Origin of the sequence: Amycolatopsis bartoniae (assembly GCF_014191255.1) — a bacterium.
Classification (GTDB): domain Bacteria; phylum Actinomycetota; class Actinomycetes; order Mycobacteriales; family Pseudonocardiaceae; genus Amycolatopsis_E; species Amycolatopsis_E bartoniae.
Map to the genome: position 1 here is coordinate 1,992,736 of NZ_JACHWH010000001.1, position 16,867 is coordinate 2,009,602.

16 protein-coding genes are annotated in these 16,867 nt (G+C 70.7%); 8 read left to right on the plus strand and 8 right to left on the minus strand.

Translation table 11 applies throughout. From position 1 onward, the window contains the following. Positions 1-43: 43 nt before the first annotated feature. The 3 genes from FHX82_RS09310 to valS all read right to left on the minus strand — a co-directional run bounded on the left by FHX82_RS09310 (position 44) and on the right by valS (position 4,815). On the minus strand, positions 44-1,177 hold the full coding sequence (locus FHX82_RS09310; RefSeq protein ID WP_145937371.1) for an acyltransferase family protein: 1,134 nt from the start codon (positions 1,175-1,177) through the stop codon (positions 44-46). 173 nt (positions 1,178-1,350) lie between these two features. After that, positions 1,351-2,244 carry an NADP-dependent oxidoreductase gene (locus FHX82_RS09315; protein ID WP_145937372.1) on the minus strand — a complete coding sequence of 298 codons (894 nt, stop codon included), beginning with the start codon at positions 2,242-2,244 and terminating at the stop codon, positions 1,351-1,353. 27 nt (positions 2,245-2,271) lie between these two features. Beyond that, on the minus strand, positions 2,272-4,815 hold the full coding sequence (gene valS, locus FHX82_RS09320) for a valine--tRNA ligase (RefSeq protein WP_145937373.1): 2,544 nt from the start codon (positions 4,813-4,815) through the stop codon (positions 2,272-2,274). A gap of 194 nt (positions 4,816-5,009) precedes the next feature. Between valS and FHX82_RS09325 the strand changes: the two genes are divergently transcribed. The 5 genes from FHX82_RS09325 to hisC are packed head-to-tail and all read left to right on the plus strand — an operon-like array spanning position 5,010 to position 8,933. Continuing rightward, positions 5,010-5,972, plus strand: coding sequence for a thiamine pyrophosphate-dependent enzyme (locus tag FHX82_RS09325; protein WP_145937374.1), 963 nt, complete (start codon positions 5,010-5,012; stop codon positions 5,970-5,972). Further along, positions 5,965-6,948: an alpha-ketoacid dehydrogenase subunit beta gene (locus tag FHX82_RS09330; protein WP_145937375.1), complete on the plus strand. Its 984-nt coding sequence runs from the start codon at positions 5,965-5,967 to the stop codon at positions 6,946-6,948. The genes FHX82_RS09325 and FHX82_RS09330 overlap by 8 nt, the downstream gene beginning before the upstream one ends. Continuing rightward, the gene (locus FHX82_RS09335) at positions 6,941-7,264 is read left to right on the plus strand and encodes a biotin/lipoyl-containing protein (RefSeq protein ID WP_145937376.1); all 324 of its coding nucleotides are present in this window, start codon (positions 6,941-6,943) and stop codon (positions 7,262-7,264) included. Before FHX82_RS09330 ends, FHX82_RS09335 begins: the two co-directional genes overlap by 8 nt. After that, positions 7,264-7,881 carry an alpha/beta fold hydrolase gene (locus FHX82_RS09340; RefSeq protein ID WP_145937377.1) on the plus strand — a complete coding sequence of 206 codons (618 nt, stop codon included), beginning with the start codon at positions 7,264-7,266 and terminating at the stop codon, positions 7,879-7,881. Before FHX82_RS09335 ends, FHX82_RS09340 begins: the two co-directional genes overlap by 1 nt. A gap of 2 nt (positions 7,882-7,883) precedes the next feature. Next, positions 7,884-8,933 carry a histidinol-phosphate transaminase gene (gene hisC, locus FHX82_RS09345; RefSeq protein ID WP_145937378.1) on the plus strand — a complete coding sequence of 350 codons (1,050 nt, stop codon included), beginning with the start codon at positions 7,884-7,886 and terminating at the stop codon, positions 8,931-8,933. Here hisC and lysA read toward each other — a convergent pair. The 4 genes from lysA to FHX82_RS09365 all read right to left on the minus strand — a co-directional run bounded on the left by lysA (position 8,920) and on the right by FHX82_RS09365 (position 12,915). Then, positions 8,920-10,218 (minus strand): diaminopimelate decarboxylase, encoded by a 1,299-nt coding sequence (gene lysA / locus FHX82_RS09350; RefSeq protein WP_145937379.1) that lies wholly within the window; start codon positions 10,216-10,218, stop codon positions 8,920-8,922. The genes hisC and lysA overlap by 14 nt on opposite strands. 316 nt (positions 10,219-10,534) lie before the next feature. Continuing rightward, the gene (locus FHX82_RS09355; RefSeq protein WP_145937380.1) at positions 10,535-10,945 is read right to left on the minus strand and encodes a VOC family protein; all 411 of its coding nucleotides are present in this window, start codon (positions 10,943-10,945) and stop codon (positions 10,535-10,537) included. A 66-nt stretch (positions 10,946-11,011) separates the two neighbouring features. Continuing rightward, a complete protein-coding gene (locus FHX82_RS09360; protein ID WP_373308594.1) occupies positions 11,012-11,629 on the minus strand; it encodes an HNH endonuclease family protein in 618 nt (205 codons plus the stop codon). A gap of 5 nt (positions 11,630-11,634) precedes the next feature. Next, positions 11,635-12,915: an MFS transporter gene (locus FHX82_RS09365; protein WP_229880434.1), complete on the minus strand. Its 1,281-nt coding sequence runs from the start codon at positions 12,913-12,915 to the stop codon at positions 11,635-11,637. A gap of 143 nt (positions 12,916-13,058) precedes the next feature. On the opposite strand from FHX82_RS09365, the gene FHX82_RS09370 reads away from it, so the two are divergent. Then, a complete protein-coding gene (locus tag FHX82_RS09370; RefSeq protein ID WP_145937382.1) occupies positions 13,059-14,066 on the plus strand; it encodes a hypothetical protein in 1,008 nt (335 codons plus the stop codon). A 76-nt stretch (positions 14,067-14,142) separates the two neighbouring features. Here FHX82_RS09370 and FHX82_RS09375 read toward each other — a convergent pair whose 3' ends face one another. Continuing rightward, positions 14,143-15,054: a ribonuclease Z gene (locus FHX82_RS09375; RefSeq protein ID WP_145937383.1), complete on the minus strand. Its 912-nt coding sequence runs from the start codon at positions 15,052-15,054 to the stop codon at positions 14,143-14,145. 62 nt (positions 15,055-15,116) lie between these two features. Here FHX82_RS09375 and FHX82_RS09380 point away from each other — a divergent pair, with 62 nt between their 5' ends. Both FHX82_RS09380 and FHX82_RS09385 read left to right on the plus strand, forming a co-directional pair. Continuing rightward, a complete protein-coding gene (locus FHX82_RS09380; RefSeq protein ID WP_221215369.1) occupies positions 15,117-16,040 on the plus strand; it encodes a DUF6454 family protein in 924 nt (307 codons plus the stop codon). Between the two features lie 117 nt (positions 16,041-16,157). Next, entirely contained in the window at positions 16,158-16,712 is a 555-nt protein-coding gene (locus tag FHX82_RS09385; protein ID WP_145937384.1) for a cysteine hydrolase family protein, read from the plus strand. The last annotated feature ends 155 nt before the right edge of the window (positions 16,713-16,867 follow it).

Genomic DNA, 16,867 nt, shown 5'->3' on the forward strand with positions numbered 1-16,867 from the left:
GTGCTGAGGTGGATATCGGAGGAGAAACCTTCGCGGACGGCGGTCAGCCCGGCGTGAGGGCGTGGCGCTTGCGCCGGATGAACGGTCGTTCGAACCACCGGTAGCTCACCGCGGCGAGCGCCAGTGTCACCAGGACGACCGCCACTGCCAGGCCCAGCAGCGCCACCATGCCCGGCTCGTCGGACAGGAGGCGTTTGCCCAGCTCCAGCACGGGCCGGTGGCCGACGTACACGCCGTAGGAGATCAGCCCGACCCACGCCAGCGGGCGCCACGACAGCAGGCGCGAACCGCCCAGCGCACACAGCACGATGGCGCCGGTGAGGGCGGCGATCAGCGAGTACCCCCAGATCCAGGCGAGCTGGCGCGGGAACGCGATCGGGAAGTGCAGATTGCCCCCGAGCGGTCCTTCCCGCTGCAGGACTCCGACCAGCTCGACCACGCACACCCCCGCCGTCAGACCCGCGGTCAGCCACAGCCACCGGACCGGGCGGCCCAGCTTCGCGCGCACCTCGGGCAACGCGGTCAGCGCGCCGATGGCGAACGCGTCCAGGTAGGTCGTGGGCAGCTCGTACGTGGCGACCACCAGGTGATCGTGGTCGAAACCCGCCCCGGCCAGCACCAACCCGACCAGCAACCGGATGACGGGAGCACCGACCGCGAGCACGACCACCGTCCGCACGAACGCCCGCCGCGACAGCAGCAGCGCCAGCGCGGCCCACAGCAGGTACAGCTGCACCTCGACGGCGAGCGACCACAGGTGGTCGTAGAGGTTGTTGTCGACGTACCCCGGCGTCACCGGACGCAAGTTGTAGGTCCACGTCCACAGGAAGGGCAGATCGCCCGCAAGGTTCTTCGGCCCGTGCTTCACCAGCGCAAGTCCGGTCAGCGCCGCGCACGCGAGCAGGTACAACGGCGCCAGCCGCAGGGCACGGTTGCGCAGGAAGTTCCCGAGATCCGCTTTACGGTTCCCGGTGCGGCGTTCGAGCAGGATCCGGGTGATGAAATGCCCGCTGAGCACGAAGAACACCGGGACGCCGAGCCATCCGAACGGCAGCACCCCGGTGTGAAAGGCGACCACGGCGAGCACCGCGAGCCCGCGCAACCCGTCCAGCGCTCGCGAATGCCCTGGGCTGCGCGGGACGGCTCTCAGCGGCGGGGACAGTTCGGGGGCAGCCATCGGCGACCTCCTCCGGATGGGGGACCAGGTGGGGAGATCGGCGACAGTACCGCTGACACGCCGCCAAGGAAGGGGAATCCGGGAACTGAGCCGAAACCGTGGTGCGAAATGTCCGGAATGGACGAGAAAGCGCTCCACTGGCCTACTTCGACGAAGTCCTGACCGACCCGCTGTCAGGCGACCTCGATCGTGATCTTGCCTCGCGCGTGCCCCGTCTCGCTGAGGCGCAGGGCTTCCGCGACCTCGTCCAGCCGGTACGACCTCGCGTGCTGGATCCGCAGATCGCCCGCCTCGTGGGTGTTCGCGAGCTCCCGCAACACCTCGATCGTCTGCGTTGCCTCCCCGGAGAAGCGCACGCCGTGCGACTCCGCGTCCGGGTCCGCGATCGTCAGCACCCGGTCAGCCGAACCGGTGAGCTCCACCGAGTCCGCGAGGGCGCCCCGGCCCGCCGTGTCGAACACCGCGTTCACCTTCGGCGTCACCGCCCGCACCCGCTCCACGAGACCCGGGCCGTACCGCACCGCCGTCGCGCCCAGGGACTCCACGTACGACAGCGCCTGCTCGCTCGCCGTGCCGATCACCGTGATCCCCCGGTGCACCGCCAGTTGCGTCGCCAGCGAACCGACCGCTCCGCTCGCCCCGTGGACCAACAGCACGTCGGGAGGCACCACCGCCAGCTCCCGCAGCCCGCGCACCGCCGCTTCACCCGTGACGGGCAACGACGCCGCGTCCTGCCACGACATCCCCGGCGGCTTCGGCAGCACCGTGCCCGCCAGCGCGTACTCCGCATACGCCCCGCCGATGGCCCAGCCGAAGACCTCGTCCCCGACCGACAGCTCCACCCCGGGCCCGACCGCGTCCACCACGCCGGCCAGCTCCTGGCCGAGCCCGCGCGGGCGCTCCAGCGCACCGCCGAACAACCCGGACCGGATCTTCCAGTCGACCGGGTTCACCCCGGCGACCCGCACCGCCACCCGGACCTGGCCCTCCCCGGGCTCGGGCAGCGGCACGTCCGCCAGCCGCAACACCTCGGGACCGCCGTATTCGGAGAACCGCACCGCACGCATGCGGTCAGTCTGCCCGAGAACCGCGGCTCACACCTCCGCGAGCCGGACCTCGATGCGCAGTTCCTCACCCTCCGGTGTGAACTCCAGCTCCTCGACGTTCCCCGCCGCCCGCAGGTCGCCGCCGATGGTGCTCAGCGTCTCGACCTGACCGGCGGGCCCGGCGATGCGCACGGCCTCGACCGGCGACCGCATCGAGCGCTTCGCGTCGCTCTTCGCCTTGCGGATCGCGCTGATCGCCGTGCTGGCCAGTGCGATCACGTCCGGCGACCCGTCGACCGCGCCGCTCGGCGTCGGCCACTCCGCGGTGTGCACCGAACCCTCGTGCCACCACGACCACGCCTCCTCCGTGCAGTACGGCAGGAACGGCGCGAACAGCCGCTGCAGCGACGACAGCGCCCGGCGCAGCGCGAGCCGCGCCGACTGGGTGGCCGCGCCACCGTCCTCGGCGTACGCGCGCTGCTTGATCAGCTCAAGGTAGTCGTCGCAGAAGAACCAGAAGAACCGCTCGATGCGCTCGATCGCCGTGGTGTACTCGAACTGTTCCAGCGCCTCGGTGGCCTGGCGCACCACGTCGTCGAGCGCGGCCAGCATCGCCTGGTCCAGCGCCTCGGTGATGCGCGCGTCCGAAGCGGGCTCGGGGAAACCGAGCGCGAACTTGCTGGCGTTGAGCAGCTTCGTGGCCAGTCGGCGGCCGATCTTCATCTGCCCCTGGTCGAACGCCGTGTCCGTGCCCGGGCGGCCGTTCGCGGCCCAGTAGCGCACCGCGTCCGGGCTGAACTGCTCCAGCAGCCCCACCGGCGTGACGACGTTGCCCTTGGACTTGCTCATCTTCTTGCGGTCCGGGTCGAGGATCCAGCCCGAGATCGCCGCGTGGTACCAGGGCAGTGTGCCGTTCTCCAGCTGCGCGCGCAGCACGGTGGCGAACAGCCAGGTGCGGATGATGTCGTGTGCCTGCGGGCGCAGGTCCATCGGGAACGTCTGCGCGAACAGCTCCGGGTCCTCCTCCCAGCCGCACACGATCTGCGGCGTCAGCGAGGAGGTGGCCCACGTGTCCATGACGTCAGGGTCGCCGGTGAAGCCGTTCGGCTGGTCCCGCTGCTCGGCGGTGAACCCGGGCGGGCAGTCCGACGACGGGTCGATCGGCAGCATGTCCTCGGTGGGCAGGATCGGCGCGGTGTAGTCCGGCTCGCCGTTCTCGTCGACCGGGTACCAGACCGGGAACGGCACGCCGAAGAACCGCTGGCGGCTGACCAGCCAGTCGCTGTTGAGGCCGCGGACCCAGTCGTCGTAGCGGGCCTTCATGTACGCCGGGTGCCACTGCAGCTCGGCGCCGCGGCGCAGCATGACGTCCTGGTGCTCCATCGAGCGGATGAACCACTGCCTGCTGGACACGATCTCCAGCGGCTTGTCGCCCTTCTCGTAGAACTTCACCGGGCGCACGACCTTGCGCGGCTCGCCGTCGAGGTCGCCGCTCTCGCGCAGCATCCCGACGACGCGCTCACGTGCCGTGTGGACGGTGGCGCCGGCCAGCTCCGCGTACGCCTTGCGGCCCGCCTCGTTGTCCAGCCCCGCCGGCGGCTCGGGCAGGATGCGCCCGTCGCGGCCGATGATCGTGCGCGTGGCCAGCTTCAGCTCGCGCCACCACTGCACGTCGGTGAGGTCACCGAAGGTGCAGCACATCGCGATACCGGCGCCGCGGTCCATCTCGGCCGCCGCGTGCGCGACCACCGGCACCTCGACGCCGAACACCGGTGACGTGACCGTCTGCCCGAACAGGTCCTGGTAGCGCTCGTCGTCCGGGTGCGCGATCAGCGCGACACACGCGGGCAGCAGCTCCGGCCGGGTGGTCTCGATGTACACCGGCGTGCCGTCGGGCTTGTGGAACGCGATGCGGTGCCACGCGCCCGCGTGCTCGCGGTCCTCCAGCTCGGCCTGCGCGACCGCGGTGCGGAACCCGACGTCCCACAGGGTCGGCGCCTCGGACTGGTACGCCTCGCCCCGCTTGAGCAGCCGCAGGAACGCCCGCTGCGACACGCGCTGGGTGCGGCGGCTGATCGTGGTGTACGTGCGCGACCAGTCGACCGACAGCCCGAGCCGCCGCCAGGTGTCCTCGAACGCCTTCTCGTCCTCCGCGGTCAGCAGCTCGCACAGCTCGATGAAGTTGCGGCGCGACACGTCCTGGACCGGGCGCTCACCCTTCTTGACCATCGGCTCGGGCGCGACGAAGTTCGGGTCGTACGGCAGCGACGGCTCGCAGCGCACGCCGTAGTAGTTCTGCACGCGGCGCTCGGTGGGCAGGCCGTTGTCGTCCCAGCCCATCGGGTAGAAGACGTGCTTGCCGCGCATGCGCTGGAAGCGGGCGACGATGTCGGTGTGCGTGTAGGAGAAGACGTGGCCCACGTGCAGGGAGCCGCTGACGGTGGGCGGCGGGGTGTCGATGGAGAACACCGCGGCCCGGTCCCCGGGGGGCTGGAACCGGTAGACGCCGGCCTGCTCCCACTGGTCCGCCCACTTGGCATCCAGACCGTCCAGCACTGGCCGGTCAGGCACGTTCGGCGTGGTCTCGGACACGCGTTTTGCCACCTCATCTACTGCTTGACACGGGGGGTGTGTTTCTGGAAACAGCTTAACGGGGCAGGTCCACGCAGTTTCAGGCTAGGCAACTTGTCCAGCCAGTACCTGCGAACCTTGCTCAGATCGAGCAGATTGACCAGCAAAAATACGCACTCTTGCCCAGCACATCGGCAGTCGATCAGTCTTTCTGCATGGACCTGACCGAGCTCTACCGCCTGATGCTGGTCACCCGCCGGCTCGACGAGGAGGCCATCGCCCTGCAACGGCAGGGCGTGCTGCCCGGCTACGCCCCCATGAAGGGCCAGGAAGCCGCGCAGGTGGGCAGTGCCGCGGCACTCGACCGCAACCGCGACTTCGGTTTCCCCAACTACCGCGACCTCGGCGCCGCCGTCGCGCTGGGCGTCGACCTGGTCGGCTACCTCGCCACGCACCTCGGCGTGTGGCACGGCGGCCTCTACGACCCGCGGGCGTCGCGCCTCGCGCCGTTCAACGCCGTCGTCGGCGGCCCGGTGCCGCACGCCGTGGGCTGGGCGATGGGCGCGAAGCTCGACGACACGCGCGGGGTCGCGCTCACGTGGTTCGGCGACGGCGCCAGCTCGCAGGGCGACGTGCACGAGGCGATGAACTTCGCCGCCGTCTCCCGGCTGCCCGTCGTCTTCTTCTGCCAGAACAACGGCTGGGCCATCTCGGTGCCCACCGAGCGCCAGGTCGCCGGTGGCTCGGTCGCCGCGCGGGCCGCGGGCTACGGCATCGAAGGCGTCCGCGTCGACGGCAACGACGTGCTGGCCGTGCACGAGGCGACCGTCGAGGCCGTCGAGCGCGCCCGCGACGGCGGCGGGCCGACCGTGATCGAGGCGATGACCTACCGGATGGGTCCGCACTCGACGTCCGACGACCCCGGCCGCTACCGCACGCTCGAAGAAGAGCAGAAGTGGGCCGAGCGCGATCCGCTCATCCGCGCGGCGGCGCAGCTGCCCCCGGAGACGCTGGCGCTGGCCGAAAAGCACGCGACCGAGGTCGTCCGGCAGGTCCGGGATGGCCTGCAGGCGCTGGAACAACGGCCCGGCGAGGAGCTGTTCTCGTTCGTCTACCGCGAACCGACCCAGGCGCTGCTCGACCAGCAGCGCGCGTGGCAGGAGGCCGTCGATGCCTGAGTACTCCCTCCAGCAGGCGCTGAACCTGGCGCTGCAGCACGCCTGCGAGGACGACGACCGCGTGCTGATCTTCGGCGAGGACGTCGGCGGGCTCGGCGGTGTCTTCCGGGTCACCGACGGGCTGCAGGCGAAGTTCGGCGAGCAGCGCGTGTTCGACACCCCGCTGGCCGAGTCGGCGATCATGGGCATGGCGGTCGGGCTGGCGATGGCGGGCTGGCGGCCGGTGCCGGAGATCCAGTTCGACGGCTTCGCCTATCCCGCGATCGACCAGATCGTGAACCAGGTCGCGCGGATGCACTACCGCAGCCGCGGCACGCTCAGCATGCCGATCACCCTGCGGCTGCCCAGTTTCGGCGGCATCCGCGCGCCCGAGCACCACGGCGAGAGCCTCGAAGCGCTCTTCGCGCACGTGCCGGGGCTGAAGGTCGTGTCGCCGTCCTCGCCGAGCGAGGGCTACCACCTGCTGATGCAGGCGATCGCCGATCCGGACCCGGTGATCTTCATGGAGCCGAAGTCCCGGTACTGGCACAAGGAGTCGTTCGAGCCGACGGCGTTCGCCCCGCCGGTCGGCACCAGCCGGATCGTGCGCCGCGGCAAGCACGCGACGCTCGTGGCGTGGGGCGCGATGGTCGCGCGCTGCCTGCAGGTCGCCGAGCTGGCCGCGGAGGACGGCGTCGAGCTGGAGGTGCTGGACCTGCGCTGGCTCAAGCCGATCGACGCCGCCGGCCTCGCCGAGTCGGTGTCGCGGACACGCCGCGCCGTCGTCGTGCACGAGGCGCCACTGACCGCCGGGCTCGGCGCGGAGGTGGCCACGTTGATCACCGAACGCTGCTTCGGCGAGCTGCGCGCGCCCGTGCAGCGCGTGACCGGGTTCGACGTGCCCTACCCGTCCGGCGACCTCGAAGACGAGTACCTGCCCAGCATCGACCGCATCCTGACCGGGGTGCAGACCACACTGGAGTACCGCCGTGGCTGAAGTGACCTTTCCCCTGCCCGACCTCGGTGAGGGCCTGATCAGCGCGAAGGTGCTGGAGTGGCTGGTCGCCGAGGGCGACTGGGTCGAGCGCAACGCGCCGCTGGTGGAGCTGGAGACCACGAAGGCGGCGGTGGAGATCCCGTCGCCGCAGTCGGGCCGGGTCGCGCGGCTGCACGTGGCCGACGGCGGCGAACTGTCCGTCGGGGACCCGCTGGTGACGTTCACCGTGGACGACGACCAGGCCGGGATCGTCGGCACCGTGCCGCAGGAGCGGAAGCCGAAGCGCCGCGTGCGCCTGTCGCTGCCGGAGGACTGATGTACGCGACCGCCGAAGACGGCACGAAGCTCTGGTACGAAAGCGCTTCCGGCCCGCGCCCGGTGTTGCTGGTACACGGGTTCGCCTCGGACAGCCGTCGCATGTGGACGGACACGGGCTGGCTGCGCGCGCTGGAGGGCACCGGGTACGTCGCCGTGGACCTGCGGGGGCACGGGCAGAGCGGCAGGCCCTCGGACGGCTACACCCCGGAGAACCTCGCCCGCGACCTGGTGGTGGTGCTGGACGCCGCTGAGCTGTCAGTTGTGGACGTCGTGAGCTACTCGATGGGCGGGATCGTCGCCTGGGAACTCGCGAAACTCGGACGGGTCCGCCGGATGGTGCTCGGCGGCATCGGCAGGCGGCCGGCGTCGCGTGAGGACCTGTTGCGGGTCAAGGAACTGCTCGGTGGCGACGATCTCGGCGCTTGCGTCGACGGGATGGCGGGTGCCCGCCTCACGGGCGAAGCCCCGGTGCCGGTCCTGTTCGCCGCCGGGGAGGAGGACGAGTTCGCCGCCGACGCGCCCGAGCCGTTCGTGTCACTGGGCAAGCGCAACCACTTCAACGCCGTGTCGAGCCGCCTGTTCAAGCAGGCCGCACTGGAGTTCTTCGGGAGCTGACGATGTATCCGCGTCTCCGCGCCGCACTCGACGACATCCCCGCCTACGTGCCCGGCAAGTCCGGCGCCGGACTGGTGAAGCTGTCCAGCAACGAGAACCCGTTCCCGCCACTGCCTGGCGTGCTGGAACGGGCGACCGCGGCGGCGGCCACCATGCACCGCTACCCCGACCTCGCGGCCACCGAGCTGACCGCTGAGCTGGCGGAGTTCCTGTCGGTGCCGCCGGAGTACATCGCCGTCGGCACCGGCAGTGTCGGTGTGCTGCAACAGGTCGTGCAGTCGGTCGCCAGCGTCGGCGACGAGGTGGTGTACCCGTGGCGGTCGTTCGAGGCGTACCCGATCACCACGCGCATCGCCGGCGCGTCGGTGGTGGAGGTGCCGCTCGATCCCGCGGCGCGACTCGACCTCGGCGCCCTCGCGGACGCGATCACGGAGCGGACCACGCTCGTGCTCGTGTGCTCGCCGAACAACCCGACCGGGCCCGCGGTGCGGCGCGACGAGTTCGCGGCGTTCCTCGCCCGCGTGCCCGAGGACGTGCTCGTGGTGCTCGACGAAGCGTACGTCGAGTTCGTCCGGGATCCCGAGGCCGTGAACGGGCTCGACTTCCTCGCCGCGCACCCGAACCTGTGCCTGCTGCGCACGTTCTCCAAGGCGTACGGGCTGGCGGGGCTGCGGATCGGGTACGCGGTCGCGCACGAACCGGTCACGGCGGCGATCCGCAAGTGCGCGGTGCCGTTCGGGGTCTCCACGATCGCGCAGCTGGCCGCGATCGAGTCACTGCACAGCCAGGACGCGATGCGCGAGCGGGTGGACGCGGTGGTCGCCGAACGGGAACGCGTCCGCGGCGCGCTGCTCGCGCAGGGCTGGGCGGTGCCGGAGACCGAGGCGAACTTCGTGTGGCTGCCCACCGGTGCCCGCACGGCCGAGTTCGCGGCCGGGTGCCGTGAGTCGGGGCTGCTCGTGCGGCCGTTCGCGGACGACGGCTGCCGGGTCAGCATCGGCGGGCCCGAGGAGAACGACCTGTTCCTCGCGGCCGCGCTCATGCTGGCATGAGGTCGCGGCGCAGCAGGTCCTCCTCGGTCTCGCGGCGCACCAGCACGGTGGTGCGGCCGTCGCGGACGCCGATCAGCGGCGGGCGGCCGACGAGGTTGTAGTTCGACGCGAGCGCCTGGTGGTAGGCGCCGGTGACCGGCACGGCGAGCAGGTCACCGGCGTGCACGTCATCCGGCAGCGGCCCGTTCCGGGCGAGCACGTCGCCCGCTTCGCAGTGCCTGCCGACGACGGTCACTTCGCGGCGCGGAGCACGCGTGTGGCGCCCGACGAGCCTCGCGGTGTAGCGGGCGCCGTACAGCGCCGGACGCGGGTTGTCGCTCATCCCGCCGTCCACCGCGACGAACCCCGGCTTCACCGCGGCCACGCGGTACAGCGTGATTCCGGCGTTGGCGACAATGGCACGGCCGGGCTCGATCACCAGGTGTGGCAAGGGAATCCGGCGTCGTTCGCACTCGTGGTGCAGCGTCGCCCGCACGCGGTGTGCGAAGCCGGTGAGGTCGAACCGCGGTTCGCCGGGGCAGTACGGCGCCGCGAACCCGCCGCCGAGGTCGAGCTGCGCGATGGGCACGCCGAGGTCGAGCAGCTTGCGCAGGGCTTCCTCGTAGACGTTGACGCGGGTGATCTGCGACCCGAGGTGGCAGTGCAGCCCGGCGAACCGCAGGCCCGGTTCGGCCTCCACGCGCCGCACGGCCTCGGGCACGGCGTCGAGCGGGAAGCCGAACTTCTGCCCCTCGACGCCGGTGGTGATCGCCGGGTGCGTGTGCGCGTCCACGCCCGGGGTCACGCGGATCAACACGGGCTGCGCGGTGGCCAGCGCCGCCAGCTGGGTGATCTCGTCGAACGAGTCGAGCACGATCCGGCTCACCCCGTACGCCAGCGCGGCCTTGTGGTCCTCGGGGGTTTTCACGTTGCCGTGCAACAGGATCCGCTCGGCGGGGAAGCCGGCGGTGCGTGCCGCGGCCAGTTCTCCTGCCGAGCAGACGTCCAGCGAGAGCCCTTCGTCGGCGAGCCAGCGGAACACCGACCGGCACGGCAGGGACTTGCCCGCGAACGCCACCTCGGCCTCCGGCAGCGCGGCCAGGAACGCCCGCGCGCGGCGGCGGACCTCGGTCTCGTCGAGCACCTGGCAGGGCGTGCCGAAGCGGTTCGCCAGCTCCCTGAGCGAAACTCCGCCCACTTCCAGGTCGCCTCCCAGGCCCAGACGGGTGCTCCCGGGCCACAGGTCCTTCTCCAGCGGCGGCTCACCACACGCACCCACGCTCGGCAGCAACTCGGCCAGTGTCACGATCTCCTCCTTCGACTGCGGGACCGAAGTCCACTCCAGCCGCGTGACCAGGCACGGGAGCGCGGGGCACACGCCGCCCTGACGCCGGGGAGGCGGATCTTGCCGGGTTCTTGACGCCGTGGGTGACCCCCGTCATGCTCCGCACCGCTTGGGCTACGGACATGCCTCCGGACGGCGTCGACGACCTGGACCGGGCCCTGCTCCGGTTGCTGGGCTCCGTGCAGGGCGTTTCGGACCAGACGGTGGCCAAGCGGACGTGGCCGCGACGCGGCGGTCGCCGCCGGGACGGCCCCCTCGGCCGCCCCGGCGAACGCCGTCACTGCGCCTGGACGTGGTCCGGGTCCATCCAGTTGACCTCCCAGATGTGCCCGTCGAGGTCGGTGAAGCTGCGGCCGTACATGAAGCCCATGTCCATCGGCTCGTTGTTGACCGCGCCGCCCGCCGCCAGTGCCTTGTCGACGAGCGTGTCGACCTCCTCGCGGGTCTCCGCGGACAGGCACGTGATGGACTCGGTGGCCGTGGTGGCGTCGACGATCGTCTTCTTCGTGAAGTTCTTGAAGAACGGCTCGGTCAGCAGCATCACGTAGATGTGCTCGCTGATCACGACGCAGCCGGCGTTCTCATCGGTGAACTGGGGGTTGTTCCTGAAGCCCAGCTCCGCGAAGAACGCGAGCGACCTGGTCAGGTCCTTGACGGGCAGGTTCACGAAGATCATCTTGGCGGCCATGGGGGTCTCCTTCCGGTTCTGTTGATCGGGTAGACCCGCGCCGCCGCGAAAACTCATCGCTGCCGTTCAGCAGTAGTTGAGCATGTCCGTGAGCGCGCTCTTCTCCGCGGCGGTGACCGTGAGCTGGTAGTAGTGCTTGACCGTGATCCAGTCGGTCGCGTAGGCGCACCAGTCGGACTTGAGCGGCGGCTTCCACTCGTCGGGCGCCTTGTCGCCCTTGGCCTGGTTGACGTTGTCGGTCACCGCCCGCAGCTGCGGGCGGGTCAGGTCGTTCGCGAACTCCTTGCGGTGGTCGGTGGTCCACTTCGCGGCGCCGCTCTCCCACGCCTGCCCGAGCGGCACGGTGTGGTCGATGTCCACGTCCGACGCCTTGGTCCACGTCGCGCCGTCGTACGGGCTGAACCACGTGCCCGAGGTGGGGCGGCACTGCGAGTCGGTCTGCACGTTCTTGCCGTCGCGCTTGAGCACCGTCTCGCGCGTGTCACATTCTCCCGAAACCGTGGCCCAGTGCGGAAACTTCTCACGTGAGTAGCCGCCCATCCCGCTGCGCGCCTGCACCACGAGCTGGCTCAGCTCCACCCCCGCCGGTGCCGCGTTCGACGGCGGAGTGGGCTGCGTGCCGAACGCCCCCGGCTGGCAGGCCGTGACCAGCAACGCCGTCACCGCGGCGAGTGGCAACCAGATCTTCTTCACCGCACACCTTCCGGAGCCCGGACCGGGAGCACGACGGCCAGCCCGGCGAGGAGGACGAGGACGATTCCGGCCATGCCCGCGCGCTGCGAGCCGAACAGGCCGATGAAGCCGCTGAACGCCAGCGGCCCGAGGAAAGACACCGCGCGCCCGGTGGTCGCGTACAACCCGAACGCCTCCCCTTCCCGCTCCGGCTCGACGATGCGGGCGAGGAACGTGCGGCTCGCGGACTGCGCGGGCCCGACGAACGCCGTCAGCGCGAGCCCGCACACCCAGAACGTCGCCTTGCCCGGCAGCACCACGAGCGCGACACCCAGCACCACCAGCGCGATGAGCGAGGCGACGATCACCTTCTTCGGCCCCACGCTGTCGTCGAGCCTGCCGCCGGCGAGCGCGCCCAGCCCGGCGACGAGGTTCGCGGCGATCGCGAAGACGACCACCTCGGTGGAGCTGAACCCGAACGTGCCCGCGGCGACGACCCCGCCGAACGTGAAGATCGCGGCCAGCCCGTCGCGGTAGACCGCGCTCGCTGCGAGAAACCACAGCGTCTGCCGTTCGCTGCGCCACATCCGCCCGATGCGCTTGCCGAGCACGACGTAGCTGGCGAAGAAGTTGTGCCGCAGCTTGTCCCCGGACGCCGGCGCCTCGGGCACGGCCAGGAACAGCGGGATCGCGAAGACGGCGAACCACACCGCGCAGAACAGCGCCACGATGCGGATGTTGAGCCCGCCCGCCGACGTCACGCCAAACAACCCGACGTCCGGTTGCACGAACGCGAACAGCACCACGGTCAGCGCGATGAGGCCGCCGAAGTAGCCCATGGACCAGCCGAAGCCGGACACCTTGCCGACGTTCTCCTTCGTGGAGACCTGGACGAGCATCGCGTTGTAGTTCACCGAGGCGAACTCGGAGAAAACGCTTCCCACGGTCACCAGGACGATGCCGAGCAGCAGGTAGGACGGCTCGTCGCGGACGAAGAACAGGCCCGCCATGCTCAGCACCACGATGGCGCTGTGCACGCCGAGCAGGAGCTTCCGCCGTCCGCCGGCGTCGCTGCGTTGCCCGGTGACGGGTGCGAGGAGCGCGACGCACACGCCCGCGATGGTCAGCCCGACGCCGAGGTCGGCGGAGCCGCTGTCCGGGTCGGGGGCGACGGCCTTCGTCAGGTACACGGTGAAGACGAAGGTCAGGATGATGGCGTTGAACGCCGAGGAGCCCCAGTCCCAGAGCGCCCAGCTGATCACGCGACGCCGCGCGGGCGCCTGTCCGGCCAAGGTCACGGCGCACATGACACCCCACGACCCGCCCCATGATCAAGGCGGGGTGCCTCCTTGCCCCTTGACTGGTCCGTAGGGCGTCTGCACACTGAGTTCACTGAACGGCACAGCGGTTTCAAACAGTTCCTCCAGTGCTAGGAGACGTGATGGCAGTCGGTTTCCGGTCCTTCCTGCGAGTCGCACCCGGACAGGCGCTGCTCGACACCGTCATCGAGCACCTGGGCCGGTGGCTGGCGAGCAAGGAGATCCACCTCGATGCCGACCGGGCGGGGCAGTACGTGCTCGACCACGACGACCTGGTGACGGTCCTGCGGGACCACGTCGAGGGCGGTCAGCTGTACCGCTGGCGCCGGCAGCACCCGGACGCGCAGCCTCGGGACGTCTGGCGCACCACGATCACCGTGCTGGAGCTGCCCGACGAGCCGGGCTGGATCTGGACGGAGATCGAGACGAGGGACGACTGCCCCGCGCTCGGGGAGGCCCCGTTCAACCGGTGCATGTCGGTGCCGAGCGTGCTGCGCGGCCTGCTGGCGGAGATCGAGGCGCTGGACGGGCGCACGGAGATCGCACCCAGTCCGCAGTGGGTGACGCTCGGCCACCTGCCCGATCTGATGGACTACCTGGCCGACGAAACCCGCCGCGGGCCGGTATACATGATCAGTCAGGGCCAGCAGCCGCGGGACGAGTTCGAGCGCTGGGCGCGGGAGGTCACCTGGCACCTCGTCGGGATGGGGAGCGCTTTCCTTCTCGACCCCGCGGTGGAGCTGGGGTTCAACGAGATGGTGGGCTCGGGTCTCGCCGTGCCGCCGGGCACCATGCGCACCTACCTGCCCGAGGTCGACCTGGACAACCCGGAAGACCCGTTGCGCCACCGGATCCTGGGCCGGACCAGGATCGTCGGCACGGACACCCGCCGCCTGGCCCGGATGCTGGGCCGGGCAGAACGCGACCGTGCCGCGAAGATGCCCATCCCGGAGGACGCGAGGGCGCTGATCCAGCCCTACGAACCCACCCAGCTGCCGGCCATGTCGTGGCGTGAGCAGCAGCGACGGCTACTGGAACTGCAAGCGGAGGTCGACCGCCTGCGCGAAGCCCTGACCACCCGCCCGCACCTGCACGTGGCCGGGCTGCAGGAGCACCTGACGGCCTCGTAACGGGGCACCCGGCCCTCCCCGCCCCGACAACGCGGTCAGCGATCGGGGCGGGAGAGGGCCGCCAACTTCGCGGGGTTCACCGCCGGGGCACGCTCACCCGGCTCAGATCCGCCGCCACCACGACGTCCCCGCCGAAGACCTCCCTGGCCTCCTCGTAGAACTTCGTCGGGTCGTCGTAGCGCTGCGAAAAGTGCGTCAACACCAGCTTCCGCACCCGGCTCTCCGCAGCCACCTGCGCCGCCTGCCGAGCCGTCAAATGCCCGTACTCGCTCGCCAACCGCTCGTCCTCGGCGAGGAACGTCGACTCGATCACCAGCAGATCCGCCCGATCCGCCAGCTCGTACACGGCGTCGCACAGGCGCGTGTCCATGACGAACGCGAAGCGCTGGCCCTGGCGCACCACGCTGACCTGCTCGACGGCCACGGTCCGGCTGCCCACCCGCAGCGAGCCCGTCCGCTGCAGCTCGCCGATCTCGGGGCCCGTGACGCCGAACCGCGCGAGCAGCTCCGGCATCATCCGCCGTCCGTCCGGTTCCACCAGCCGGTAGCCGAACGACTCCACCGGATGGTCCAGTCGTTTCGCCACCAGCTCACCGAACTCGCCCCGCGCCAGGACGCCGTCGCCGTGCACCGGTTCCTCGACGATCTCCGCCGTTTCGTGGAAGACGCTCGCGTGCCGCAGCCGGTCGAAGAACTCCTGTCCGGACGCGGGGTAGTGCGCGTGCACGGGATGCCGCACGCCGTCGAGCGACAGGCGTTGCACCACCCCGGGCAGGCCGAGGCAGTGGTCGCCGTGGAAGTGGGTCAGGCAGATGCGGGTGATCGACGACGCGGAGACACCGGCGAACAGCATCTGGCGCTGGGTGCCCTCGCCGGGGTCGAACAGGAACCCCTCGGCGTCCCAGCGCAGGAGGTAGCCGTTGTGGTTGCGGTCGCGGCCGGGGACCTGGCTCGCGGTCCCCAGCACCACCAGTTCTCGGACGGACACCCGACCGACCCTAGCCCGTCGGGGTTCACCGGGCGTTCAGCTGCCGCTGCTGTACTCCCGCCGTGATCCGGAAGCGCCTTCTCGCCGCCGCTGTGCTGACTCTCGCCGCGACCGCCCTCACCGCCGGTTCCTCGGCGGCGGGACCGTCCACACGCGACGGTGACCCGGCGCGGCTGCTCGCCTCGGTGAGCCGGAGCACGACGTGGACGCAGACGTCGGCGGTACCGCTGAAGTTCGAGACGTACCACCCGCAGGGCATGGTCCGGGTGGGCGACCACTACTTCATGACGTCCGTCGAGGTGCTGTCCGCGCCCGTCAAGTGCGACCCGGCGTGCGACGGCTACGACCGCACTCCCGGCGCGGGCGTGGGGCACCTCTTCGAGTTCGACGCGCGGGGCAACCTGCTGCGCGACCTGCACCTGGGCGCCGGCACCGTCTACCACCCTGGCGGCTTCGACTACGACGGCCGTTACCTGTGGGTGCCCGTCGCCGAGTACCGCCCGAACAGCCGCGCGACGATCTACCGCATCGACCCGGTGACGTTCGCCGTGCAGCCGTTCCTGCAGGTCCCCGACCACATCGGCGGGGTCGTGCACGACGTGGCGAACAACCGGTTCCTCGGCCTGAACTGGGGTGCGCGGACCTTCTACGTGTGGGGCCCGTCCGGTCAGCTGCAGCGGAAGACGGCGAACCCCGAGCAGTTCGTCGACTTCCAGGACTGTCACTACCTCCAGTACGCGAAGGCCGTGTGCGGCGGCGTGGCGAGCCTGGCCGTCGGGTCGGCGTCCGTGCAGCTCGGCGGGCTCTCGCTGCTCGACCTGCACTCCCTGGACGCGGTGAACACCGTGCCGCTGACGGGGCTGACACCGGCGGGCAACTCGATCACGCGCAACCCGGTGTGGCTCGCGACGGAGGGCGGTTCCCTCACGCTGCAGGTGGTTCCGGACGACGACCAGTCCGTGCTGTACACGTATCGGGCCGGCTGACCCGGGAATCAGGACAGGCGTCCTATCACTCTTTCGGGAACCGGTTCCTCTCGGACGTCGAAACTGTCGGTGGGTGGGGTTAGCGTCTCGGGCAACAGGAACCAGCCAGGGGGAGACATGACCACACTGCAGAACCGCCCGAACACCGCGCTTCTCGTCGTCGACGTGCAGAACGGCGCCGTCGCCGGGGCCCACGCACGCGATGCCGTGGTGGAGAACATCGCGAATCTCGTCGACAGGGCGAGACAGGAGGGGGTGCCCGTCGTCTGGGTGCAGCACTCGGACGAGGAGCTCGCCAGGGGCAGCGACGAGTGGCGGATCGTGCCGGAGCTGGCGCCGGCCGAGTCGGAACCGTTGGTGGAGAAGCAGTACGGGGACGCGTTCGACGACACGGACCTGGAAGACGTCCTGGCGAGGCTCGCCGTCGGACATCTGGTGGTGACGGGCGCGGAGACGGACGCGTGTATCCGCTCCACCCTCCACGGCGCCGTGGTGCGAGGCTACGACGCCACCCTGGTCGGCGACGCCCACACCACCGGCGACCGCACGCGATGGGGCGCGCCACCGCCGGAGCAGGTCATCGCGCACACCAACCTGTACTGGAAGTACCACACGTCGCCAGGCCGAAGGGCGACCACGGTGCCGACGAAGGAGGTCGACTTCGGGGGCTGAGTCTCGGGGGTTTCTCGGCCGGGGTGGTGACGACGTCCGGGTGGGTTGGGTCGGGCTGGCTTGGTCCGGACCGGGCTGAGTCGGGGCGGCCCGGAGCGCTCCGGGCTGGGCCGGTCGAGGCTGAGTTGTTCCGGACTAAGCCGGACCACCCGAAC

What these genes read in the sequence shown, in the direction of transcription:
- FHX82_RS09310 (WP_145937371.1), bottom strand. Translation starts at nt 1,177, where the DNA reads ATGGCTGCCCCCGAACTGTCCCCGCCGCTGAGAGCCGTCCCGCGCAGC.
- FHX82_RS09315 (WP_145937372.1), bottom strand. Translation starts at nt 2,244, where the DNA reads ATGCGTGCGGTGCGGTTCTCCGAATACGGCGGTCCCGAGGTGTTGCGG.
- FHX82_RS09325 (WP_145937374.1), top strand. Translation starts at nt 5,010, where the DNA reads ATGGACCTGACCGAGCTCTACCGCCTGATGCTGGTCACCCGCCGGCTC.
- FHX82_RS09330 (WP_145937375.1), top strand. Translation starts at nt 5,965, where the DNA reads ATGCCTGAGTACTCCCTCCAGCAGGCGCTGAACCTGGCGCTGCAGCAC.
- FHX82_RS09340 (WP_145937377.1), top strand. Translation starts at nt 7,264, where the DNA reads ATGTACGCGACCGCCGAAGACGGCACGAAGCTCTGGTACGAAAGCGCT.
- hisC (WP_145937378.1), top strand. Translation starts at nt 7,884, where the DNA reads ATGTATCCGCGTCTCCGCGCCGCACTCGACGACATCCCCGCCTACGTG.
- FHX82_RS09355 (WP_145937380.1), bottom strand. Translation starts at nt 10,945, where the DNA reads ATGGCCGCCAAGATGATCTTCGTGAACCTGCCCGTCAAGGACCTGACC.
- FHX82_RS09370 (WP_145937382.1), top strand. Translation starts at nt 13,059, where the DNA reads ATGGCAGTCGGTTTCCGGTCCTTCCTGCGAGTCGCACCCGGACAGGCG.
- FHX82_RS09385 (WP_145937384.1), top strand. Translation starts at nt 16,158, where the DNA reads ATGACCACACTGCAGAACCGCCCGAACACCGCGCTTCTCGTCGTCGAC.